This is a genomic window from Streptomyces sp. NPDC030893, from assembly GCF_055571535.1.
Map to the genome: position 1 here is coordinate 61,244 of NZ_JBVIFC010000016.1, position 23,141 is coordinate 84,384.

A 23,141-nucleotide genomic window follows, 5' to 3' on the forward strand; every position below is an offset into this window, starting at 1 on the left:
CCGCCCCCTCCCACCGCCCAGGCACGACAGTGGGGTCCCGCACGGACACTCCGTGCGGGACCCCACTGTCGTACGCGCCGGAGCGCGTCACCCCAGGAGGCCGCCCACCAGGCCGGGCCTCCCGGAGGAGCCGCCGCCGTCGCCGCCGGGGGCGCCGCTGCCTCCGGAGGTGCCGCCGCCGGAGGTCGGGCCGGTGGTGGTGCTCGGGGCCTGGCCGGCCGGGGAGGACTGCTGCGGCGGGGCCTGGCCCGCGCTGCCCTGGGTCTGGCTGGGCGTACCGGTGGCGGACTCGGCGCCCTGGGTGGCGCCGGGGGTGGTGGTGTCGGCGGACGGGCCGGCGGAGCCGGAGGTGGCTCCCTGGGTGGGTGAGTCGGAGGCGGACGGGCTCTCCTTCTCCTCCTGGGTTTCGCCGGAGTCCTCCGGCAGCGGTGATCCGGGGAGTTCGTTGCGCGGGGCCTCGCCGGGGCCGGGGACGACGACCCGGTCGGCGTCGCGGACGGCTCCGCCGAGGAGTGAGCCGACGAGCATGCTGAGTCCGCACACCATGAAGGTGATGAGGACGCCGCGCCGCAGGACGTAGCTCCGCAGGTCCCAGATGTCGGCGCGGGGGCCGAGGCGGCGCCAGGCCGCGCCGGCGAGGCGGCCGTCGACGGAGTAGACGGGGGCGCCCGCGATGATCAGCGGGGACCAGGCGGCGAGGTAGATGATGTCGGGCGTCTCGTAGACGGGGACGCTCTTCCAGCTGACGGTGACCAGCAGCGCGGCCGAGAGCGTAGCGCCGACCGCGGCGGCCAGGCGCTGCCAGCAGCCGAGGACGGTCAGGACGCCGACGACGATCTGGGCGAAGGCGATGGCGAGGCCGGAGCCGATGGGGTGTTCGAGGGCGAACTGGCGCAGCGGCTCGGCGGCCTCCCAGGGGTGCAGGGTGTGCAGCCACTTGACCATGGAGCCGCGGGTGCCGCCCTCGAAGTAGAGGGGGTCGCAGAGCTTGCTCATCCCGGCGTAGATCGAGATGCCGCCGAGGAAGACGCGCAGCGGGAGGAGGACGACGCCGAGGTTCATCCGGCGGCCGGGGTAGTAGGCGTGCCGGGCCGGGTCGTCGCCGTGCCGTCGGGCGCGGCGGCCGGTGGGCTCGGCGTCGTCGTCGGGGAGGGGTTCGTCGTAGCCCTGGTAGGGGTGGTCGTAGCCGGGTTCCTCGTAGGCGCTGCCGGCCTGGCGCATGGGGGGCAGCAGGGGCCCGTCGGGGTGGCGGCGCTGGGCGCCGACGAACGGGGTCTCGATGGGCTGGGTGTCGGGGCCGTCGTCGTAGCCGTATCCGGTGTCCGTGTGGGGCAGGAGCCGGGTGGCCGCGGAGTCGGTGAACAGGTCGTCGGCGTGGCGGACGCCTTCGTGCTGCCGCACGGCCTGGAGCAGTCGGTGGGCGCCGGTGTCGTCGGGGGCGGACCGGCCGCTCCAGACGACGGGGCGGCGGCGGGCGGCGGCCGGTCCCGGCGCGCCCATGCTGGTGACGACGGGGATGCGGGCGGTGTCCTCGGCGGCGCCCGCGTACCGTGCGATCCGCGGCGAGGAGGCGCGCCGCGCCGAGACGCCCAGCTGCACGCGGAAGCTGGCGTGATTGACGATGACCTGCGCCGGATCGCTCGGCACCTTCACCATGCTCAGCGCGGGAGCGTCGTCGAGTCCCGACGAGCGGTCCCCCGTGGGAGTGCGGGGTGTTCTGGTGTCCACACTCATCTAACCGAGTGACATGGCGTTAGGACACTGCCTTGACCCGCCGGATGTGTCCGGACCGCGTCAAGCCGGTCCGGACCGCCCGGAATCCTCCATCCGGGTGACATGACCGTACACCCGTTCGCCCCCCGCCGTGGCGTCGGCGGTGCGTGCTCACCCGCGCCGGCGGGCCGCCTCGTACAGCACGATCCCCGCCGCGACACCGGCGTTGAGCGACTCCGCGCCGCCCGGCATGGGGATCCGGACGCGGACGTCGCAGGTTTCGCCGACCAGGCGGGACAGGCCCTTGCCCTCGCTGCCGACGACGATGACGACCGGGCCGTCCAGGGCCTCCAGCGCGCCGAGTTCGGCCTCGCCGTCTGCGGCCAGGCCGACGACGGTGATCCCGGCCTTCTTGTACGCCTCCAGCGCGCGCGTCAGATTGGTGGCGCGGGCGACGGGCGTACGGGCGGCCGTGCCCGCGGACGTCTTCCAGGCGCCGGCGGTCATCCCGGCGGCCCGCCGCTCGGGCACGACGACACCGTGGCCGCCGAAGGCCGAGACGGAGCGGACGACCGCGCCGAGGTTGCGCGGGTCGGTGACCCCGTCGAGGGCGACGATCAGCGGGTCCTGGCCCTCGTCGTGGGCGTTCGCGACGAGGTCCTCGGGGTGCGCGTACTCGTAAGGCGGGACCTGGAGGACCAGGCCCTGGTGGTTCAGGCCGTTGGTCATGCGGTCGAGTTCGGGGCGCGGCGCCTCCATGAGGTTGATGCCGCCGCGCTCGGCCGCGAGCTGGAGCGCCTCGCGCACCCGCTCGTCGTTGTCGATGAACTGCTGGACGTACAGCGTGGACGCGGGCACGCCCTCGCGCAGCGCCTCGACGACCGGGTTGCGGCCGACGACGAGTTCGGACGTGGAGCGGCCCCCGCCGCGCCGCGGCTGCGGACGGCCGCCCTGGGCGCGCCGTGCCTTCGCCTGGGCGGCGCGCTGCTTGGCGTGCCCCTTGCGCATCTCGGCGGGCGGCGTGGGCCCCTTGCCTTCCAGGCCCCGGCGCCGCTGGCCGCCGCTGCCGACCTGCGCGCCCTTCTTGCCGGACATGCGGCGGTTGTTCGCGGCCATGAGGTACCCGTCTCCTTGACTCCTCCCCCGGCTGAATCAGGGGGATTGCTGGCTCACGCTGCCTGCGGATCAGCGACCCGGCAGGTCTTCCACGATCAACACCAGCCGGGTTGAAACCAGCCCGGTTCGATACCGCAAAGCGTGGAGGTGCATGTGCTGTCCTGGCTCTCGATCAGCACGGTGTACGCGCTTGGCTCTCGCGACGCACAGCACTCACCCTACTCGATCGGGCGGACCGCGTTTTCCCGCGAGGGGAAAACACCGGGACCGGCAGGGGCCGGTCTCAGCGGGGGCCGAGGCTCCAGCGCGGCCCCTGCGGGCTGTCCTCGATCACCAGGCCGGACTGGCCGAGCTGGTCGCGGATGGCGTCCGCGGTGGGCCAGTCCTTGCGGGCGCGGGCGGCCTCGCGCTGGTCGAGGACCATACGGACCAGGGTGTCGACGACGCCGTGGAGGTCCTCGCCGCCGTCGCCGTCGCCGGCCCACTGCGGGTCCAGCGGGTCGAGGCCGAGCACACCGAGCATGGCGCGGACCTCGGCGAGCCGGGCGACGGCCGCTTCCTTGTCGTCGGCGGCCAGCGCGCTGTTGCCCTGGCGGACGGTGGTGTGCACGACGGCGAGCGCCTGGGGGACGCCCAGGTCGTCGTCCATCGCCTCGGCGAAGGCGAGCGGCACCTCGTCGGCGGGCTCGACCGGCCCTCCGGCGAGTTCCACGGCGCGCTGCACGAAGCCCTCGATCCGCGCGAACGCGGACTCGGCCTCGCGCAGGGCCTCCTCGCTGTACTCGATCATCGAGCGGTAGTGCGGGGTGCCGAGGTAGTAGCGCAGCACGATGGGCCGCCAGCGCTTGACCATCTCGCTGACCAGGACGCTGTTGCCGAGCGACTTCGACATCTTCTCGCCGCTCATGGTGACCCAGGCGTTGTGCACCCAGTAGCGGGCGAACTCGTCGCCGTAGGCCTTGGCCTGGGCGATCTCGTTCTCGTGGTGCGGGAAGATCAGGTCGAGGCCGCCGCCGTGGATGTCGAAGGCGCTGCCGAGGTACTTGTGCGCCATCGCCGAGCATTCCAGGTGCCAGCCGGGGCGTCCGCGGCCCCACGGCGTCTCCCAGCTCGGCTCGCCGGGCTTGGCCGTCTTCCACATGGCGAAGTCGCGCGGGTCGCGCTTGCCGGTCTCGCCCTCGCCGGAGGGCTGGAGCAGGTTGTCGAGCTCCTGGTTGGACAGCTTCAGGTACTCGGGGAACGAGGTGACGGCGAAGTACACGTTGCCGTCGGCCTCGTAGGCGTGTCCGCGCTCGATGAGGCCGCGCATCATCTCGACCATCTCGGTGATGTGGCCGGTGGCGCGGGGCTCGTAGGTCGGGGGCAGGCAGCCGAGGGCCCGGTAGCCGTCGTTGAAGGCGCGCTCGTTCTCGTAGCCGATGGACCACCAGGGGCGGTGCTGCTCGGCGGACTTGGCGATGATCTTGTCGTCGATGTCGGTGACGTTCCGGACGAACGTCACCTCCAGGCCGCGGTACTCGAACCAGCGGCGCATGATGTCGAAGTTCAGGCCCGAGCGGATGTGCCCGATGTGGGGTGCCGCCTGCACGGTGGCACCACACAGGTAGATCGAGACGCAGCCCGGCCGGAGCGGGGTGAAGTCACGGATCTGCCGGGCGCTGGTGTCGTACAGGCGAATGGTCACGGCACCAGGGTAGTAGGCGCGGGGGTGTGCGGTGCGCCTCTGGCGGTTTGGACGTCGTATGTCACGCGCGGGCCGGAGGGGGCTTGTCGCGCCCACGCGGCGGAGCCGCATATCGACACGGCCCCGCGCCCCTGTCAGGTCGGACGGCTCACCCTTCTTGCAGGACCAGCGCTGTTGCCACTGCCATGAGGCCTTCCCCCCTCCCCGGGAAGCCCAGGCCGTCCGTCGTGGCGCCGGAGACCGAGACCGGGGCCCCCGCTGCCTCGGAGAGGAGCTTCTGGGCCTCTTCCCGGCGCTTGCCGATCTTCGGGCGGGGCCCGACGACCTGCACGGCGATGTTGCCGATGCGGAAGCCGGCGTCACGGACGATGCGGGCGGCCTCGGTCAGCAGGGTGACGCCGGAGGCGCCGGACCACTCGGGGCGCCCGGTGCCGAAGTGCTGCCCCAGGTCCCCGAGGCCGGCGGCGGAGAAGAGGGCGTTGCAGGCGGCGTGGGCGACGACGTCCGCGTCGGAGTGGCCGGCCAGGCCGGGGCCCTCGCCGTCCCACTTGAGGCCGGCGCACCACAGTTCGCGGCCGTCCTCGAAGGCGTGGATGTCGGTGCCGATGCCGACCCGGGGCAGGGGGTACGGCTCAGAAGCCATCGTTGAGCCTCCTGCGGGCCAGGACCGCCTCGGCGAGGACGAGGTCGAGGGGACGGGTGACCTTGAAGGCCTCCTCGTGCCCGGGGACGGTGACGACGGTGAGGCCGAGCTGTTCGACCATGCTCGCGTCGTCGGTGACGTCGTCCTTCACGCTGTCGTGGGCGCGGACGAGGGTGGCGCGGTCGAATCCCTGGGGGGTCTGTACCGCGCGCAGCAGGGAGCGGTCCGGGGTGGCGACGACGGGTTCCGGCTCGCCGGGTTCGCCGGCGGGCTCGACCTGCTTGACGGTGTCGGCGAGGGGCAGCGCGGGGACGACGGCGGGCGCTCCGTCGCGTACGGCCTCGATGACGGCGTCGACGGTGTCGACGGGGACGAGGGGGCGGGCCGCGTCGTGCACCAGGACGATGTTGTAGCCGGGCGGCAGGGCGTCCAGGCCGAGTTTCACGGACTCCTGGCGGCTGTCCCCGCCGGGGACGACGACGAAGTCGGTGCGGTCGGGCAGCGCGTGCGCGTCGAGCAGCGTCCTGACCTCGGCGGCGCCGTCGGGCGGGGCCACGACGACGACCAGGGAGACGGCACGGGAGTCGGCCATCGCGCGGACGGCGTGGATGAGCATGGGCGTGCCGCCCAGTGCGCGCAGGGCCTTGGGGGCGCCCGGTCCGAGGCGCACTCCACGGCCGGCGGCCGGGATCACGGCCGCCGTGCGGGTCGCCGGGCGGCCGGTGGCGGGGTTCGGGGACGGCGGAGGGAGCGGATCGGCAGACATCGGTTCCTGTCAGGTTTGTGTGCTCGGCCTACGTGGGTATGGCCTGGGCGTACCCCCTGCTCCCGGAGCGGGGGGAGTGCCGGGCGTGACGCCTTGACCAGCCCCTTCCGTGACTCTGGTCGAGTCGACCGCCCGGGCCCGGCACGCCAGGGGTGGGACGTGGGTGATGCCCCGTCCCTCACCACGACGCAGGAGCAGCGTACGTACGGTGTCGGGGTACGAAGATGCCGCAGCGCCCGGCGACATTCATGACGTCATCGGGCACCGCGGCATTCCGGTGTGCTGAGGGTCGGCTGCTGCGCTCCGCCGAGCGCGCGAAGCCGTGCCTCAGGAGGCCGGCCTCAGGAGGCGAGAACCTCGTCGAGCAGGGCCTCGGCCTTGTCCTCGTTGGTGTTCTCAGCGAGGGCGAGTTCGCTGACCAGGATCTGACGCGCCTTGGCGAGCATGCGCTTCTCACCGGCGGAGAGTCCGCGCTCGCGCTCGCGACGCCACAGGTCACGCACGACTTCCGCGACCTTGATGACATCGCCCGAGGCGAGCTTCTCGAGATTTGCCTTGTAGCGGCGGGACCAGTTCGTGGGCTCCTCCGCATACGGTGCGCGCAGCACCTCGAAGACCCGGTCCAGCCCGTCCTGACCGACCACATCACGTACGCCGACGAACTCCGCATTGTCCGCTGGCACACGTACCGTCAGGTCACCCTGGGCGACCTTCAGCACCAAGTAGGTCTTGTCCACGCCTTTGATCTGGCGAGTTTCGATAGCCTCGATCAGCGCGGCCCCGTGATGGGGATAGACCACGGTGTCGCCAACCTTGAACGTCATGTGACAGGTACCCCTTCCGTGGCTATCCAGGGTAACACGGATACGGCGTCTTCTGAATGGCGTTTTCGCAGGTCAGGGCCATTCTCGGGGCTTGACAACTGCAACAGGAACGTGCTGCGGGCGCCTAACGGAAGCAGGTATTCGCAGGTCGGAGCGGCTGTTCGGCGTGAGCGAATCGCGCATGTCACACGCTTCCGGAGCCCCGCGCAGGCGGTTGAACGTCCCTGTATGTCCGGTTCCGCGTCTTCGAGTTCCGCTACTCCGTTCGGTGAGCCCGGCCGGGTTCCGGCCGAATCCGGAATTGATCACACGGTGTGAGGATCGACGCCCCGGTGATCAATTCCGCGGCCGTCCGCTCATTCCTTCACGGGAAATCCGGGACGGGCCGAATGAAGGTGTAGTGGCGAGGTTTACCAATGAGTCACTTGTGGCTCATGGGGCTGATGGGACGCGACCCGACGCGACCCCGATGTGACGGGACCGGCCGGGCCGCGGCGACCGGTGATCGGGTGACGGCGCCGGCCGCGCACACGGCTTCCCGGGCTAACCCGCGCCGCTCGGGGAGGGTCGGGTGCGGCACCGCGGGGACGGCTCGGTAACCTGAGGCCGCTGACAGACACTTAGGGCGGCTTTACCCGAGTCGCCAAACGCTCGAGTCAAGGAGTTGCCGCCGCCGTGAGCAGCAGCCTTCGACGCGGCGCACTCGCCGCCGCCGCCATCGCGTTCTCGATCGCCTCGCTCTCCGCGTGCGCGGCCGGCAACAACGCCCAGACGCTCCAGATCCAGCCGGACAACGCATCGACGACCGTCGGACCCATCAAGGTCCAGAACGCCATGATCGTCACCCAGCCCGACCTGGAGTCGACCGGTCCCGCCGTCATCGCCGCAGCCCTCTTCAACGAGGGCCGCACCGACCAGACGCTGGAGTCGGTCACCCTGCCCGGCACCGGAAAGACCGCCGAGCTGTCCCCCGCCGAGGGCGGCAGCCTCACCATCCCGGCCGGCGGTTCGCTGATCCTCGGCGGCGAGGGCAACGCCTCGGCCGTCCTGCCCAGCAGCCGTGAGGCCGTCCAGGACGGCAACGCGCAGCGGGTCACCTTCACGTTCAGCGAGACCGGCGAGGTGAGCCTGCGCGCCATCGTCTACCCGGCCGAGAGCTTCTTCGAGAAGTGGGGCCCGAGCGACATCCCGGCCGCGCCGGGCGCCTCGGAGGAGTCGTCGGAGAAGCCCTCGGACGAGCCGTCGGCGGAGTCCTCCGACCAGCCGGCCGACGACAGCACGGACGACGGCCGGACCTCCGACACCGACACCCCGACGGACGCGGCCTCGGCCAGCCAGTCCTCCGACCACTGACCAACCCCCCACACCAAAGGGCGGGCCCCCACCGGGGACCCGCCCTCCACATTTCCACACCGCCGCGCCCGCCGCGCCTCCGCGTGCCTCGCGCCGCCGCGCCCGCCGCGTACCCCGCGTGCCTCGCGCACCCCGCCTGCCGCGCCTCCGCGCCCTCGCGCACCCCGCCTGCCGCGCCGCCGCGGCCTCCGGCCCCCCGCGCCTCCGCGCCTGCCGCGCCTGCCGCGCCAGCCGCGCCAGCCGCGCCAGCCGCGGGCAATCGTGCCGCAGGGCGGCACGGGTGGGCGCGACGGCACCCCGCAAACGCCGGGCTGCGCAACACCCCCCGCCCGCACCCACGACTACGGGCAGCCGACGCACACCACGGCCCGCGGCCCAAGGCCCAGACCGCGGCCACGGCCTACGGCTCGAACTTGTACCCCAACCCCCGCACCGTCACGAGATACCGCGGCGCCCCAGGATCCGGCTCGATCTTCGCCCGCAACCGCTTCACATGCACATCGAGCGTCTTCGTGTCACCGACGTAGTCCGCCCCCCACACCCGGTCGATCAGCTGCATCCGCGTCAGCACCCGCCCCGCGTTGCGCAGCAGCATCTCCAGCAGGTCGAACTCCTTCAGCGGCAGATCCACCTTCGTGCCACCCACGGTGACCACATGCCGGTCGACGTCCATCCGCACCGGCCCGGCCTCCAGGGCCGCCGGCGCCACCTCCTCCGGCTCCCCCCGCCGGCGCAGCACCGCGCGGATGCGCGCGACCAGCTCCCGGGAGGAGAACGGCTTGGTGACATAGTCGTCGGCGCCTATTTCCAGCCCGACAACCTTGTCGATCTCGCTGTCCTTGGCGGTCACCATGATGACGGGAACGTTGGAGCGGCCGCGCAGCTGGCGGCAGACCTCGGTGCCCGGCAGACCGGGCAGCATCAGGTCGAGGAGGACGAGGTCGGCGCCGTTGCGCTCGAACTCGTCGAGTCCGTCGGGCCCGGTGGTCGCGACGGCGACCTCGAAGCCCTCCTTGCGGAGCATGTACGACAGGGCGTCGGAGAAGGACTCCTCGTCCTCGACGACGAGCACACGGGTCACGGAAGGACCTCCGGGGAGGGAAGCGTTTCGTACGCGGATGAATCGGAAGAGTGGGGGGATGAGGGTGACGCCCGCCGGGCCTCGGCGTCGAGGCCTTCGTGGTCGTCGTCCCGGTGGGACATCTCGTGGTCGCGGTCGCGGGCCGCACGGCCCTCCGGCAGCCGCAGGGTGAACGTGGAGCCCTGGCCCTCGGCGCTCCACACGGTGACTTCCCCGCCGTGCGAGGCGGCCACGTGCTTCACGATCGCGAGGCCCAGTCCCGTACCGCCGGTGGCACGGGAGCGTGCGGGGTCGACACGGTAGAAGCGCTCGAAGACGCGCTCCTTGTCCTTGTCGGAGATGCCGATGCCCTGGTCGGTCACGGCTATCTCGATCAGGTCCCCGCCGGGCTGGGCGACCGTACGGGCCGCGATGCCCACGCGGGTGCGGGCGGGTGAGTAGTTGACGGCGTTCTCGACGAGGTTGCCGAGCGCGGCGGCGAGCTGGCCCCGGTTGCCCCAGATGCGCAGGTCGTCGGCGCCGGCCGCGGCCATCGTGATCTCCTTGGTGCCCGCCGCGTGCCGGCAGCGGTCGATGGCCTCGGCGACCAGTTCGTCGACGCGGATGGGTTCGGCGTCCTCCAGCGGGTCGTCGTTCTGCACCCGGGAGAGGTCGATGAGCTCCTGCACGAGGTTGGTCAGCCGGGTCGCCTCGATCTGCATGCGGCCGGCGAAGCGCTGTACGGCCTCGGGATCGTCGGAGGCGTCCATCACGGCCTCGGAGAGCAGCGAGAGCGCCCCGACGGGGGTCTTGAGCTCGTGGCTGACGTTGGCGACGAAGTCGCGTCGTACGGCCTCGATGCGGCGGGCCTCGGTGAGGTCCTCGACGAGCAGCAGGACGAGCCGGGAGCCGAGCGGCGCCACCCGCGCGGACACCGCGAGGGCCTCGCCGCGTCCGGTCCCCCGGCGGGGCAGGTCCAGCTCGACCTGGCGTATCTCGCCGTCGCGGCGGGTGTCGCGGGCCATCTTCAGCATGGGCTCCACGGCGAGCTTGCCGCCGCGGACCAGGCCGAGGGCGTACGCGGCGGAACTGGCCTTGACCACCGCGTCGGCCTCGTCGAGGACGACGGCGGAGGAGCGCAGCACGGACAGTACGGTGTCCACGCCCGGCGGGAGCACCGGGTCGGTGTGCAGGGAGGTGCGCGTGGGGCGCCGCTGTTCGCGTTCGCTGAAGCGGACCGCGAGCATGGCGATGACGCCGGTGAGCACTCCGGCGATCGCAGCCACTGCGGCGACCGCCGCGTTCACGTCCATGAGTCCAGGTTAGGCATGGGGCGGCCGGTGCCCACAGCCGTCGGAGGGCGAGCTCGAACACTCGTCGCCCAGAGTTCACCTTGGCGCCAGGGGTGGTTCATTCCGGGTGACGGAACCGGACGCGTAAGGGGCGGAACGTGGCACCGTGGGCAGGAGCCCGGGTCCCTGAAGCCCGGACGGACGTACGAGAGGAACCCTGATGCGGGACGCGTACCACGAGGAACTGGATTCGATCGGCGACGGTCTGGTGGAGATGGCCCGGCTGGTCGGCTCGGCGATCGGGCGCGCCACGACCGCCATCCTCGACGCCGATCTGAAGCTGGCGGAGAGCGTGATCGAGGCGGACCAGAAGGTCGACGACCTCCAGCACGACCTGGAGGCGCGGGCCATCGCCCTGCTGGCACGCCAGCAGCCGGTGGCGACCGACCTGCGCATAGTCGTGACCTCCCTGCGGATGTCGGCCGACCTGGAGCGCTCCGGCGACCTCGCCCAGCATGTGGCGAAGCTCGCGCGGCTGCGCTACCCGGAGCGCGGGGTTCCGCGCGATCTGCACGCGACGATCCTGGAGATGGGCCAGCTCGCGCAGCGCCTGATGGCGAAGGCAGCCGAGGTGATCATCACCAAGGACGTGGACCTGGCGCTCCAGCTGGAGCAGGACGACGACGCGATGGACCTGCTCCACCGCACCCTCTTCCAGCACCTGATGGACGACCGCTGGAAGCACGGCATCGAGACGGCGGTCGACGTCACGCTGCTGGGCCGCTACTACGAGCGTTTCGCCGACCACGCGGTCTCGGTCGCCAAGCGGGTGGTCTACCTGGTGACGGGCGAGCACGCGGACGAGATCCAGGCGGACCTCCAGACGGAGATCCAGACGGTGCCGGGCACGGAAGGCGCCTGACCGCCGGCGGCTCGACGGCCGTACGCGGGCCGGTCCGGGCGCGTTCAGCGGGCGCGCACGGGCCGGCCGGGGCCCGTACGAGCCCCAATGCGCCGTTGATGCGCCCGGCGGGGCGGGCATGCAATGGGCACAGGTGTGCGCAGGCCCCAGCCCCGAGGAGGGACCCATGGCCGAAACCCCCGGCACGACGCCCGACCCCGCGCAGGAGCGCGAGACCGAGCGGCCGGCCGAGATCAGAAACCTCACCCTGATCGCCGCCTGCGGCTGCGGCTCGGGCTGCGGCTGCGGCTGCCAGTCGGGCAACCCGTGCCAGTGCGGCTGATGACGCGAGACGTCACCTGAGGTGAGACGTCACCGAAGGCCCCGGCGCCGTCGCTCTTCCGGCCGCCGGGGCCTTCTCCGCCCTGCCTCCTGCCTTCCTGCCTCAGGACGCCTTCACCTCGGGCGCCGCCGTCTCCACCCGGTGCGCGACCGGCTGCTCGCCCGCTCCCGGCAGCCGGCGCATCAGCAGCCCGTACCCCAGAGCCGCCACCGTCCCGACGACGGCGCACAGCCCCCACAGCCACTCGGCACCCCAGCGGTCGATGACGAACCCGGACATCAGCGGGGCGACGAGGGCGGCGACCGCCCAGGACATGGTGTACATGCCCTGGTAGCGGCCGCGCCCGTGCGCCGGGGAGAGCATGACGACGAGCCCGGTCTGGGTCGGCGCGTTGACGATCTCGGCGAGGGTCCACACGCACACGGTGAGGGCGAAGACGGCGACCGACCCGGCGAAGGCGGTGAGCCCGAACCCGTACCCGGCCAGCAGGGACGAGGCGATGAGCAGCTGCCGCGGGTCCCGCTTCTCGATGAACCGGGTGACGGGAAGCTGAAGGACGACGATCAGCACACCGTTGACGGCGATGGCCATACCGAAGTCCGCGGGCGAGAACCCGGCCTCCCCCATCGCGACCGGCAGCCCCAGATAGCCCTGCTGGAAGACGAGGGCGACGAGGAACGACAGCCCGACGACACCCATGTACCGCCCGTCCCGCAGCACGGTCCCCAGCGAGACGGACTCGCCCTCCGCGGAGGCGGGCCCCGAGGCGTCCTTCTCCGGCCGGGACTCGGGCAGCTTGACGAAGACGAGGACGGCACAGACGAGCGTCATGACCGCCTCGATCAGGAACCCGGCGAGATAACTGACCTCGGCGATGAACCCGGCGCCCGCGGAGGAGATCGCGAAGCCGAGGTTGATGGCCCAGTAGTTGAGGGAGAAGGCGCGGATACGGTCCTCGGGCCGCACGATGTCCGCCATCATCGCCTGCACCGCGGGCCGGGAGGCGTTGGAGGCCATGCCGACGAGGAAGGCGACGGCCGCGATGGCGGCGGGGTCCTTCATGAAGCCGAGCAGCGCGACGGACAGCCCGGTGGCGGTCTGGGAGACGAGCAGCGTGGGCCGCCGCCCGAGCCGGTCGGTCATCACTCCCGCGCCCAGCGACGAGATCACCCCGCCGAGCCCGTGCAGCGCGACGACGAGTCCGGCGTAGGAGGCGGAGTACCCGCGGTCCAGCGTCAGGTAGAGCGCCATGAAGGTGGCGACGAACGCGCCGAGCCGGTTGACGAGGGTGCTGGTCCACAGCCACCAGAACGCGGGAGGAAGCCCCGAGACGGACTCGCGCAGGGCACCTCTGACTCCGGCGACCGACATGGAAGACCCCCGTGGATGTAAGCGGCTGATACGGCGAGCACAACTTACAAACCCGGCGATCCGGGAGGCCACCCGATTAACAGATCCCGTCAACCGTCCGCCCATCGGGCGGGGCGCGCGACGCCCGCACGGCGTCGATTACGCTCGGGCGCATGGCCGACGCACCGTACAAGCTGATCCTCCTCCGCCACGGCGAGAGCGAGTGGAACGAGAAGAACCTGTTCACCGGCTGGGTGGACGTCAACCTCACCGCAAAGGGCGAGAAGGAGGCGACGCGCGGCGGCGAGCTGCTCAAGGACGCCGGCCTGCTGCCCGACGTGCTCCACACCTCCCTCCAGAAGCGCGCGATCCGCACCGCGCAGCTCGCCCTGGAGTCCGCCGACCGCCTGTGGATCCCGGTGAACCGCAGCTGGCGCCTGAACGAGCGTCACTACGGCGCCCTCCAGGGCAAGGACAAGGCGCAGACCCTCGCGGAGTTCGGCGAGGAGCAGTTCATGCTCTGGCGCCGCTCCTACGACACCCCGCCGCCGGCGCTCTCCAACGACGCCGAGTACTCCCAGTTCTCCGACCCGCGCTACGCGACCCTCCCGCCGGAGCTGCGCCCGCAGACGGAGTGCCTCAAGGACGTCGTCGTCCGGATGCTCCCGTACTGGTTCGACTCGATCGTCCCCGACCTCCTGGCCAACCGCACGGTCCTCGTCGCCGCCCACGGCAACAGCCTGCGCGCCCTGGTCAAGCACCTCGACGGCATCTCGGACGCCGACATCGCAGGCCTGAACATCCCCACGGGCATCCCCCTCTCCTACGAACTCGACTCCGACTTCAAGCCCCTCACCCCGGGCGGCACGTACCTCGACCCGGAGGCCGCGGCAGCGGCCATCGAGGCGGTCAAGAACCAGGGCAAGAAGAAGTAGCCCCGCAGCCACAGGTCCCCTCCTGCGGTTTTCCGCCGGTAGGGGACCTGTCGTGTGCGCTGAGACGGAGGTCCCGGGCTGCGCGTTCTGTCTGCCCGTCGTCTCAGCGCCCGGCATGCTCCTGGCTGGTCGGCACGGGTGCGGCCGGACGGACGGCGGTGAAGAGGTCCTGGTACTCGTCGCGGGTGGCGGAGAGCAGTAGCAGCCATTCGTCGCAGCCCTGCCACGGAGAGAGGTCGCCGCCGCCTCCGCGCACCACTCGCGGTCCGTCGCCGGTGCGGGGGCGTGCGTCGGTGGGCGCGTCCGTGAAGTGCGGGATCCACACGTCGGCGCAGATTTCGCTCGCCGACCCCATCGCGGCCGGCCCGAAGGCGTTCTCGGCCGCGGCGGTGCGCTTCTCGTCGGAGAAGTCGCCGAGCACGTGGTCCTCGTCCGGTCTGCCGTTCCCGCGGAAGGTCAGGGTGGTCGTGCCCGCCCGGGCCGCGTACTCCCACTCCGCCTCGCTGGGCAGCCGGAAGGGAAGTGTTCCGAGCAGGTCGTCCACGTCGTCCTCGAGCCGGGCCGTGCTCGTGTCCGTTTCGGCGAAGCCGTCCTCGTACTCGGGCAGCCAGTACCGTACTTGCGCCACCGTGAGCGGATGCCGGGCGATCAGGAACGGCTCGACCCGCACTTCTCGTACCGGCCGGGCCTGGACGGCCCATGTGAAGAACGATTCGAGGTCGTCGTCGTAGTCGCCGGCTCGCTCGATGGCGCGAACGGCGTCCAGTTCCTCGTCGGACAGACCCATCCGGAACGTCCCGCCGGGGACAGCCCGGAAGACCACTCCGGAGGGGGTGTGCCGCCAAGCCGGTCGGCCGGCCACCGTCTCCTGAGCCCACATGGCGCCGGACGCTAGCAGTCGTGCGGCCTCCATCGGTGGGGTCGGGCTGCGTCGGGTATCCGTTCTCCGGCCGTCCTAGCGATCGCTAGTCATCCTTTTCGTGAGCTGCGCGGCAGTCCGAGATGTTGTCCGGGCGGCGCTCCTCAGACTTCCTCTACCTCTGCTTCTCTGCTTGATAGGTCGTCACTCCACTCGCGTCGCCAGTGTTGACGCCCTTCTCCGGCCCTTCTACGTTGACCTAGCGCTCGCTAAGTAGAGGCGAGTCCTCAGGCACGGACACCGCACCGAGGAGAGACCATGCGCAGAGGCAGCTGGGTTCTGACCGGATCGGCCGTGGTCCTCGTGGCCGCCTCGGCCGTCACCCGGTTCACGGTCTATCCGGCCATGCACCAGATACCGGACGACACCAAGACCACGTTCCGGTTCGAGGGCACCGCGACGCTGCTGAACCCGGCGGCCCTGGAGAAGGGCGACTTCGGGCAGGCGTTCATGGCGGGCCTGCCGGTGCATCTGGACCGGACCGTCGAGGTGCGGGACACCGACGGCGGGACCGCCGTCATCTCCGACAGTGCCGCGCTGGCCGGGCGCGACGGCACGAAGCTGAACACCACCGAGAGCGTCTGGGCGGTGGACCGCCGCGACCTGACGGAGCGGCCGGCTCCGAAGGGGTCCGGTGCGGCGAAGCACGAGGGCCTGGTCGTCTCCTGGCCGCTGGAGCCCGAGCGGCGGGACTACCGGTTCTGGGACACCGGCACCCAGAAGGCGGTCCCGGCGACGTACGAGCGGACGGAGACCGTGGAGGGCCGGGAGACCTACGTCTACGCCGTCGAGGCCTCCGGCCCGCTCGCCGACCCCGCCACCGTCGAGTCCCTGCCTCCCGCGCTGCCCCGGCAGGCCGTGGCGGGCCTTGTCGCCGCGCTGCCCGCGGACCAGCAGCCGCCCCCGGAGGCACTGGCCGCCCTGCCGGAGACCGTGCCGCTCACCTACACCTCCACCACCGAGCGGACCGCCTGGATCGACGCGGACACCGGTCTGTCCCTCAACGGCGACCTGCACCAGACGGTGGTCGCCCGGACCGCGGGCGAGGGCGGGCCGGTGACGCTGTTCCCCGTGACCGACGTCGAGGTCCAGGGCGCGAAGGCGTCCGTGGAGAAGCAGGCCGACGAGGCCGCCACCACCGCGCGCCTGCTGTGGCTGCTGAGCACCGGCGGCCCGGTCGGTCTGCTCGTCCTGGCCCTGCTGCTCGGTCTCCTCGCGGTCCGCAGCGCCCGCCGCGGCGGCGGCCCGGCCGGCGACGGCGGGCGGTCCGGGCAGGCCCCGTCCGCGGAGCCCCGGACACACGCGGGCTGAGGGGGGCCACCGGCTCAACGGCCGTGGGTGGAGCGGTTGTTCTATTCTCTCGGCGTGAACAGACGGTGGGTGTCGATGCGGGCGGTGGACCGGGCCCTGGGTGGGCAGGAGCCGCCGAGCCGGTTGCAGCGGTGGGCGGCCCGGCATCCGGTGCGGGCGGGGCTCTGGGCCGGCGTTCCCTTCGGGGTCTTCTTCGCGGTGATCGGGCCCGGGGAGGCGGCCGACGGGCTGTGGGCCGCGCTCGGCGGGCTGGTGATGGCGTTCTGCTTCGGTGGCTTCGCCTACGTGGAGCGGCTCCGGCAGCGGCGGCTCTCGCGGCCGGGCGCGGGGGAAAGAGCCTGAGCGGGTGGGGCGGCGCGTCTCCTGGGGTGAGGTCCTGCTCGTCGTGCTGGTCTGCTGGCTGGTCAGCTGCCTGGGGTACGCCGTGTTCGCCGCGCTGGACGAGCCGGGGCTCGCGGTCGCGCCGTTGCTGGGGGTGGGACTCGTGCGGTGGTTCTGGGCGCGCCACCGGGACGTGCCCGCCGCGGTCGCCGCGGCCTGCGCGGGGGTCGTGGTCCTGTTCGGGGCCGTCGACGTCCTGCGTCCGGACCGGGGACGGTACGTCGGCGACGCGCTGGCCACCGGACTCGGCGCGACGGCGGCCCTGGTCGTCTTCGCCCTGGTCTGCCGCGTCCGCGTGCGCCGCGGTGGCCGGAAACGCTGAACCGCCGGGGAAACGGTGTTTCACTGACGTACATGTCGACGACTCTCGGTGTGTCCACGCCCGACCAGGCCTCCTACATGCTGCGCGCCGCCGCGGGTGACGCCGGCCGGGCGTACAAGGGACGGATGCTCGACCTGCTGGACATCCGAGCCGGGCACACCGTCCTGGACGCGGGGTGCGGTCCCGGTACCGACCTGCCGGCGCTGGCGGAACGCGTCGGGGACGGGGGCACCGTCATCGGTGTGGACCGGGACCCGGCCATGCTGGACCGGGCCCGGGTGCGCACGGACGGTCTGCGTCAGGTGGAGCTCCGTGAAGGGGACGTCCACGCGCTGCCCGTCGCGCCGGGGACGATCGACCGGGCGAAGGTCGACCGCGTGCTCATGCACGTCGACGATCCCGCGGCGGCGCTCGCCCAGCTCCACCGCGTCACCCGGCCCGGGGCCCGTATCGGGCTGGCGGAACCCGACTGGGACACGCTGATCGTCGACGCCGGGGACCTGGAGACCAGCCGCGCCTTCACCCGGTACACCTCGGCGGAAGTGGTCCGCAACGCGACCGTCGGGCGGGGTCTCGCACGCCTTGCCGAGCAGGCGGGCTTCCGCGTCGAGACCGTGTACGCCACGACCCCCGTGTTCCGCGACTTCGAGGACGCGGACCACACCCTCGGTCTCGGCCGCAATCTGCAACGGGCCATCGACGACGGGCACATCGACCGGGACCGCGGCCGTGACTGGTTCGCCGGTCTGTCCCGGGGGAACGGGGGGACCGGGCCGGACGGGGGGCCCGGGGGGCCCGGGGGGCCCGGGGGGAGCAGGGGGGCCGGGGCCTTCTACGCCTCGTTCACGCTGATCAGCGTGGTCTGTTCGCGTTGACGCGCCGCCCGGGTGCCCCGGACGGCCATCGGGCCACGCGTGCATCGTGGCGCCCTTCAGGCCTTGCCCACCGCGTTCCTCGGACCGTGGACGGCCAGGCCGGTCACTCCGGGGCGTTACCGGGCGACGGGCGCTGCAGCAGGTGGGTGAAGGCGTCCAGGTTGCGGGTGGATTCACCGCGTGAGACGCGCCAGTCGTACTCCTTGCGGATCGCGGAGGCGAAGCCGAGCTCCAGGAGGGTGTTGAAGCTGCCGTCGGCGGCTTCGAGGACCTGGCCGAGGAGCCGGTCGAGTTCCTCGGCGGTGACGGCGGCGAGGGGCAGGCGGCCGGTGACGTAGATGTCGCCGAGCGGGTCGACGGCGTAACTCACGCCGAAGAGCTTGAGGTTGCGCTCCAGGAGCCAGCGGTGGACGCCGCTCTCGTTCTCGTCGGGGTGGCGGATGACGAAGGCGTTGAGGGAGAGCGTGTGCCGTCCGGCGATGAGGGAGACGGTGGTGGAGAGCTTGCGGGTGCCGGGGAGCTTCACGACGTACGAACCGGGGTCGGGGTTCTCCCACTCCAGCTCGGCGTCCTTCAGGACGCCCTCGATGACCCGCGTCGCCTCCGTCACCCTGTCAGCCATGGTGCGAGCGTACGGCACGGCGGTGGGCCTGGGTCGCGGCCGTGTAGACGTCGGCGGTGGCGGCGGCCGCGGTGTCCCAGCCGAAGGACTGGGCGTGCCGGGCGGCGGCCTCGCCCATGCGGTCGGCGAGGTGCGGGTGGTCGGCGAACTCGCGCAGCACGCGCGCGTAGGCGCCGGGGTCGTGGCCCTGGACGAGGAAGCCGGTGCGGCCGTCCCGTACGGCGACGGGGAGGCCGCCGACCGCGGCGGCGAGCACCGGGGTGCCGGCGGCCTGCGCCTCTATGGCGACCAGCCCGAAGGACTCGCTGTAGGAGGGCATGACGAGCACGGACGCCGCGCGGAACCAGTCCGCGAGCTGTTCCTGTCCGACGGGCGGGTGGAAGCGGACGACGTCGGCGATGCCGAGCCGCGCGGCGAGCTTCTGCAGGCCCTCCGGCTTGGCGAGGCCGCTGCCGCTGGGGCCGCCGACGACGGGGACGCAGAGGCGTGAGCGCAGCTCGGGGCGTTCGTCGAGGAGGGCGGCCACCGCGCGCAGGAGCACGTCGGGGGCTTTGAGGGGCTGTATGCGTCCGGCGAAGAGGGGGATCAGGGCGTCGCCGGGCAGGCCGAGGCGGGCCCGCGCGGCGGCGCGGCCGTCGGCGGGGCGGAAGCGGCCCAGGTTCACGCCGGGGTGGACGACGGCGACCTTGCCGGGGTCGGCGGCGTAGTGCGTCACGAGTTCGCCGGCCTCCTCGGCGGTGTTGGCGATCAGCCGGTCGGCGGCCGTGACGATCTGGGTCTCGCCGATGACGCGGGCGGCGGGCTCGGGGGTGTCGCCGTCGGCCAGGTTGGCGTTCTTGACCTTGGCCATGGTGTGCATGGCGTGCACCAGCGGGACGCCCCAGCGCTGCGCGGCGAGCCAGCCGACGTGGCCGGAGAGCCAGTAGTGGGAGTGGACCAGGTCGTAGTGGCCGGGGCGGTGTCCGGCCCAGGCCTGCATCACGCCGTGGGTGAACGCGCACAGCTGAGCGGGCAGCTCCTCCTTGGCGAGGCCCTCGTAGGGGCCCGCGTCGACGTGCCGGACGAGGACGCCGGGGGCCAGCTCGACGGTGGGCGGGAGGGCGGCGGCGGTCGCGCGGGTGAAGATCTCGACCTCGATGTTGATCGCTGCGAGGCGCTGCGCGAGCTCCACGATGTAGACGTTCATGCCGCCGGCGTCGCCGGTGCCCGGCTGGTGGAGCGGGGAGGTGTGCACGGACAGCATCGCCACGCGACGGGGCCTGCGGTGCAGGCGCAGCCGCGCCGGGGCGGTGGGGGAGCGCCGCCCGAGCCTCGCGATGTACTGGCTCACGTGCGTTCCTCCTCGCCTGCGGACATGGCTGTCGGAGGGTCGTGCGGGCCCTCCGGTGAGCCTCAACGCCGGAAGGTTCGGTTCCCATTTCCGGCGGGGCTGCCCGGTTCCGGTCTTTGCCGAATCATTACCGACTGTCGCTCAACCGTTCGAGGCGCGGGGTGTGTGGCGGCCGCGCACCCGTCCCGGCACCCCGCGCGGGTACCCCCTTACCCTCGTCGGTATGACTGTCCGCGCCGCCTCCCGCCCCGTCGTGGGCACGGTGACGCGCGGGACCACCAACCCCAACCGGCTGCGCCGCATGGACCGCTGGATCGCGGCCACGCACGGCGCGGAACTGCGCCGCGCGGGAGATCCCCTCGCCGTCGACCTCGGGTACGGCGCGGCGCCCTGGACGGCGGTCGAGCTGCTGGACCGGCTGCGCACCGTGGCGCCGCGCGTGCGCGTGACGGGCGTCGAGATCGAACCCGCGCGGGTCGCGGCGGCCCGGCCGTACGAGCGCGAGGGGCTGTCCTTCCTCCGCGGCGGATTCGAGATCCCGGTACCGGGGCGGCCCGTGCTGGTCCGCGCGGCGAACGTGCTGCGCCAGTACGACGAGGCCGAGGTGGCCGCCGTGTGGGGGAGGCTGTGCGCGCGGCTCGCGCCGGCCGACCCGGCGGCGGGCACGCGCGGGGGGCTGCTGGTCGAGGGCACGTGCGACGAGATCGGGCGCCGGCACGTGTGGGTCGCGCTCGGGCCGGAGGGCCCGCGCACCGTGACCTTCGCGACCCGGCTGGGCTCGCTGGAGCGCCCCTCGGACCTGGCGGAACGGCTCCCCAAGGCGCTCATCCACCGCAACGTCCCCGGCGAACCGGTGCACGCCTTCCTGCGCGACTTCGACCGCGCGTGGGCGGCCGCCGCGCCCTACGCCTCGTACGGCGCACGCCAGCGCTGGATCCGGACGGTACGGTCCCTCACGCCCGACTGGCCGGTGACGGACGGCCCGGCACGGTGGCGGCAGGGAGAGATCACGGTGCGCTGGGAGGCACTGGCACCGCGCGACTGAGGGGGCCCGCCCCGGCGGACACCGCTGACACCGCACGGCTGAGCGGGCAACACCCCGACGGGCACCGCTCCCGACGGTCGCCGCTCCGCCCGGCCCCGCCCACCGCGTGCCACCTCCCAGCACCCCTGCCGGCAGGCGCCACCCCGCCGATAGCCCACCCGGCAGGCGCACCCCCGACGGGCGCCACTCACCACGGACCACCCTCCCGGCGGGCGCCACCCCGGCAGCGCACCCACCGCAGGCGGCCCACCCGCCCCGGAGGGCGACCCACCCGGCGGCTGCCCTTCCCAGCAGACGAGGCCCCGCCCGGCGAGCGCCCCACCGCAGGCGACCCACCCCACCCCGAAGGGCGACCCACCCGGAGGCTGCCCCACCCAGCAGACGAGGCCCCGCCCGGCGAGCGCCCCACCGCAGGCGACCCACCCCACCCCGAAGGGCGACCCACCCGGCGGCTGCCCCACCCAGCAGGCGACGCCCCGCCCGGCACGCGCCACCCGGCGAGCACCCCACCCGCAGTGCACCCCCGGCGGTTGCCGCGCACCCCAGACGTCCCTCCCGGCGGGCGCCACCCCGGCAGCACCACCCACCGCAGGCGGCCCACCCGCCCCCGGAAGGCGACCCACCCGACGATTGCCCCACCCAGCAGCCGACGCCCCGCTCAGCAGGCGCCACCCGGCGAGCACCCCACCCCGAAGGGCGACCCACCCGGCGGCTGCCCCACCCAGCAGACGAGGCCCCGCCCAGCAGGCGCCACCTGACGAGCACCCCACCCGGCAAGCGCACCCCCGACGGGCGCCACTCACCACGGACCACCCTCCCGGCGGGCGCCACCCCGGCAGCGCACCCACCGCACGCGGCCCACCCGCCCCCGGAAGGCGACCCACCCGGCAAGCACACCCCCTGCGGTGCACCCCCGGCGGGCGCCACCCCGGCGGGCGCACGGGCGCACCCCCGGCAGGCGCCACCCCGGCAAGCGCACCCCCGGCGGTTGCCGCTCGCCACGAGCGGCGCTCCCGGCGGATGACCGCCCCGGCGGGGAACGATCTCCGTGAGTCGTTCGTCACATGGGCGGGGCGATCGTCGTGCCGGGGAATGGCGGGTGGGGAGGGGCGGGAAGTACTCCCTCTGTCGTTTCGCGCGCCGGCATGGCAGCATCCCCCTGGCGACCAAATGTTACTGACGGTTAATCAGGCGGGGGTGGCGTCATGGGGGCAGGCAAGCGCGGGTTGCTCACGGCGGCCGTGACCGTGGTCTGCGCGGTCACCGTGCTGGCCGCGCCGGGTACGGCGTTCGCGGCACCCGCTCCCCCACCGCCCCCGGGCGCGACCGCGAGCGTCACCGTGGTCGTCACCGACAAGGACCTCGAAGACGTACGCAAGAAGCTCGAGAAGCTCTACCGCGCGGCGGCGGTGGCCACCGAGGAGTACAACACGGCCGAGGAGAAGGCGCGGAAGCAGTCCGCCGAGATCGTCCGGCTGGCGGAGAAGATCGCCGAGGGCCGGGAGAGGCTCGACGACCTGAAGGACCGCGCGGGCGCCGCGGCCGCCGCCCAGTACCGCGGTGGCGGGCTGCCGCCCGAGGCCCGCCTCATGCTGAGCGACAGTCCGCAGGCGTTCCTCGACGGCGCGGACCGGGTCCGGCGGGGCGAGCACGCGGCCAAGGGGCTGCTCGGGGAGATGACCCGCACCCAGCAGGACCTGGAGCAGTACGCGAAGGACGCGGACGCCCAGTGGAAGAAGCTGGAGGCCGGCCGCAAGGCCAAGGCCGAGGCCCAGAAGAAGATCGAGAAGCAGATCGAGGCGGCCGAGAAGGTCGAGTCCGAGCTGGAGCAGGAGGAGAGGGAGCGCCTGGCCCGGCTGGAGCGGCAGGCCGCCGACCGGGCCCAGGCCAGCTGGCTGGGCTCCGGCATCCTCGACGAGATCGACGGCAAGGCGACGCCGCAGGGCAAGAAGGCCGTGGCGTACGCCACCGCGCAGATCGGCAAGCCGTACCAGTGGGGCGCCGAGGGCCCCAACACGTACGACTGCTCCGGACTGACCTCGCAGGCCTGGATATCGGCCGGACTGGCCATGCCGCGCACCTCGCAGGCGCAGTGGCAGCAGTTGGAGCGCGTCGCCGTGAAGGACATGCGGCCCGGTGACCTCATCATCTACTTCGGCGACGCCAGCCATGTGGGGATGTACGTCGGCGACGGCGTCATGGTGCACGCCCCGCGCCCCGGACGGTCGGTGACGCTCGCGGGAGCCGGTTCGATGCCGATCCTCGGGGTCGTACGGCCGGACGCGACGGCGGAGTGAGCCACGCGACCGCGCGCCGCCCCGTGCCGTTCCGCACCACCCCGCGCCACCGCTCTTCC

At 72.8% G+C, this 23,141-nt stretch carries 22 protein-coding genes; 10 read left to right on the forward strand and 12 right to left on the reverse strand.

The genetic code is table 11. The features are described 5' to 3' along the window. Positions 1 to 87 precede the first annotated feature (87 nt). From ACZ434_RS26280 to ACZ434_RS26305, 6 genes are all read right to left on the reverse strand, one after another. Positions 88 to 1,734, reverse strand: a complete 1,647-nt coding sequence (locus ACZ434_RS26280) for a DoxX family protein (RefSeq protein ID WP_468459969.1) — start codon at positions 1,732 to 1,734, stop codon at positions 88 to 90. A 150-nt stretch (positions 1,735 to 1,884) separates the two neighbouring features. Further along, on the reverse strand, positions 1,885 to 2,829 hold the full coding sequence (gene rlmB / locus ACZ434_RS26285; protein WP_468459971.1) for a 23S rRNA (guanosine(2251)-2'-O)-methyltransferase RlmB: 945 nt from the start codon (positions 2,827 to 2,829) through the stop codon (positions 1,885 to 1,887). A gap of 283 nt (positions 2,830 to 3,112) precedes the next feature. Then, the gene (cysS, locus tag ACZ434_RS26290) at positions 3,113 to 4,513 is read right to left on the reverse strand and encodes a cysteine--tRNA ligase (protein WP_468459973.1); all 1,401 of its coding nucleotides are present in this window, start codon (positions 4,511 to 4,513) and stop codon (positions 3,113 to 3,115) included. A 148-nt stretch (positions 4,514 to 4,661) separates the two neighbouring features. Beyond that, positions 4,662 to 5,156, reverse strand: coding sequence for a 2-C-methyl-D-erythritol 2,4-cyclodiphosphate synthase (ispF, locus tag ACZ434_RS26295; RefSeq protein WP_468459975.1), 495 nt, complete (start codon positions 5,154 to 5,156; stop codon positions 4,662 to 4,664). Beyond that, entirely contained in the window at positions 5,146 to 5,922 is a 777-nt protein-coding gene (gene ispD, locus ACZ434_RS26300) for a 2-C-methyl-D-erythritol 4-phosphate cytidylyltransferase (protein ID WP_468459977.1), read from the reverse strand. The genes ispF and ispD overlap by 11 nt, the downstream gene beginning before the upstream one ends. A gap of 341 nt (positions 5,923 to 6,263) precedes the next feature. Then, positions 6,264 to 6,746: a CarD family transcriptional regulator gene (locus tag ACZ434_RS26305; RefSeq protein ID WP_003953493.1), complete on the reverse strand. Its 483-nt coding sequence runs from the start codon at positions 6,744 to 6,746 to the stop codon at positions 6,264 to 6,266. 675 nt (positions 6,747 to 7,421) lie between these two features. Here ACZ434_RS26305 and ACZ434_RS26310 point away from each other — a divergent pair. Next, positions 7,422 to 8,099: a copper chaperone PCu(A)C domain-containing protein gene (locus ACZ434_RS26310; protein WP_468459979.1), complete on the forward strand. Its 678-nt coding sequence runs from the start codon at positions 7,422 to 7,424 to the stop codon at positions 8,097 to 8,099. 400 nt (positions 8,100 to 8,499) lie between these two features. Here ACZ434_RS26310 and phoP read toward each other — a convergent pair whose 3' ends face one another. After that, entirely contained in the window at positions 8,500 to 9,180 is a 681-nt protein-coding gene (gene phoP, locus ACZ434_RS26315; RefSeq protein ID WP_030829297.1) for a two-component system response regulator PhoP, read from the reverse strand. Beyond that, positions 9,177 to 10,472, reverse strand: coding sequence for a two-component system sensor histidine kinase PhoR (gene phoR, locus ACZ434_RS26320; RefSeq protein ID WP_468459981.1), 1,296 nt, complete (start codon positions 10,470 to 10,472; stop codon positions 9,177 to 9,179). Before phoR ends, phoP begins: the two co-directional genes overlap by 4 nt. A gap of 199 nt (positions 10,473 to 10,671) precedes the next feature. Here phoR and phoU point away from each other — a divergent pair, with 199 nt between their 5' ends. Beyond that, positions 10,672 to 11,373, forward strand: a complete 702-nt coding sequence (gene phoU, locus ACZ434_RS26325; RefSeq protein ID WP_468459983.1) for a phosphate signaling complex protein PhoU — start codon at positions 10,672 to 10,674, stop codon at positions 11,371 to 11,373. A gap of 166 nt (positions 11,374 to 11,539) precedes the next feature. Next, positions 11,540 to 11,695 carry a hypothetical protein gene (locus ACZ434_RS26330; RefSeq protein WP_468459985.1) on the forward strand — a complete coding sequence of 52 codons (156 nt, stop codon included), beginning with the start codon at positions 11,540 to 11,542 and terminating at the stop codon, positions 11,693 to 11,695. A 102-nt stretch (positions 11,696 to 11,797) separates the two neighbouring features. Here the strand turns inward: ACZ434_RS26330 and ACZ434_RS26335 are convergent, their stop codons facing one another. After that, positions 11,798 to 13,066, reverse strand: a complete 1,269-nt coding sequence (locus ACZ434_RS26335; RefSeq protein ID WP_468459987.1) for an MDR family MFS transporter — start codon at positions 13,064 to 13,066, stop codon at positions 11,798 to 11,800. 152 nt (positions 13,067 to 13,218) lie between these two features. On the opposite strand from ACZ434_RS26335, the gene ACZ434_RS26340 reads away from it, so the two are divergent. Next, a complete protein-coding gene (locus ACZ434_RS26340) occupies positions 13,219 to 13,980 on the forward strand; it encodes a phosphoglyceromutase (RefSeq protein ID WP_468459989.1) in 762 nt (253 codons plus the stop codon). Positions 13,981 to 14,083: 103 nt separating this feature from the next. Here the strand turns inward: ACZ434_RS26340 and ACZ434_RS26345 are convergent, their stop codons facing one another. After that, on the reverse strand, positions 14,084 to 14,860 hold the full coding sequence (locus ACZ434_RS26345; protein WP_468459991.1) for a formylglycine-generating enzyme family protein: 777 nt from the start codon (positions 14,858 to 14,860) through the stop codon (positions 14,084 to 14,086). Positions 14,861 to 15,157: 297 nt separating this feature from the next. Here ACZ434_RS26345 and ACZ434_RS26350 point away from each other — a divergent pair, with 297 nt between their 5' ends. Genes ACZ434_RS26350 through ACZ434_RS26365 form a run of 4 tightly spaced genes read left to right on the forward strand, consistent with a single transcriptional unit; the run spans position 15,158 to position 17,788 of the window. Further along, entirely contained in the window at positions 15,158 to 16,210 is a 1,053-nt protein-coding gene (locus tag ACZ434_RS26350; RefSeq protein WP_468459993.1) for a porin PorA family protein, read from the forward strand. 54 nt (positions 16,211 to 16,264) lie between these two features. Next, the gene (locus tag ACZ434_RS26355; protein WP_468459995.1) at positions 16,265 to 16,552 is read left to right on the forward strand and encodes a hypothetical protein; all 288 of its coding nucleotides are present in this window, start codon (positions 16,265 to 16,267) and stop codon (positions 16,550 to 16,552) included. A gap of 4 nt (positions 16,553 to 16,556) precedes the next feature. After that, positions 16,557 to 16,913, forward strand: a complete 357-nt coding sequence (locus ACZ434_RS26360; protein WP_468459997.1) for a hypothetical protein — start codon at positions 16,557 to 16,559, stop codon at positions 16,911 to 16,913. Positions 16,914 to 16,945: 32 nt separating this feature from the next. Further along, positions 16,946 to 17,788 (forward strand): methyltransferase domain-containing protein, encoded by an 843-nt coding sequence (locus ACZ434_RS26365; protein ID WP_468459999.1) that lies wholly within the window; start codon positions 16,946 to 16,948, stop codon positions 17,786 to 17,788. Between the two features lie 103 nt (positions 17,789 to 17,891). On the opposite strand, the gene ACZ434_RS26370 is transcribed toward ACZ434_RS26365, so the two are convergent. Together ACZ434_RS26370 and mshA are read right to left on the reverse strand one after the other, a co-directional pair. Beyond that, a complete protein-coding gene (locus ACZ434_RS26370; RefSeq protein WP_468460001.1) occupies positions 17,892 to 18,410 on the reverse strand; it encodes a type III secretion system chaperone family protein in 519 nt (172 codons plus the stop codon). Then, positions 18,403 to 19,740, reverse strand: coding sequence for a D-inositol-3-phosphate glycosyltransferase (gene mshA / locus ACZ434_RS26375; protein WP_468460003.1), 1,338 nt, complete (start codon positions 19,738 to 19,740; stop codon positions 18,403 to 18,405). Before mshA ends, ACZ434_RS26370 begins: the two co-directional genes overlap by 8 nt. 223 nt (positions 19,741 to 19,963) lie before the next feature. Here mshA and ACZ434_RS26380 point away from each other — a divergent pair, with 223 nt between their 5' ends. Both ACZ434_RS26380 and ACZ434_RS26385 read left to right on the forward strand, forming a co-directional pair. Further along, positions 19,964 to 20,785: a class I SAM-dependent methyltransferase gene (locus tag ACZ434_RS26380; RefSeq protein ID WP_468460005.1), complete on the forward strand. Its 822-nt coding sequence runs from the start codon at positions 19,964 to 19,966 to the stop codon at positions 20,783 to 20,785. A gap of 1,205 nt (positions 20,786 to 21,990) precedes the next feature. Continuing rightward, positions 21,991 to 23,082, forward strand: a complete 1,092-nt coding sequence (locus ACZ434_RS26385) for a C40 family peptidase (protein ID WP_468460007.1) — start codon at positions 21,991 to 21,993, stop codon at positions 23,080 to 23,082. Positions 23,083 to 23,141 lie beyond the last annotated feature (59 nt).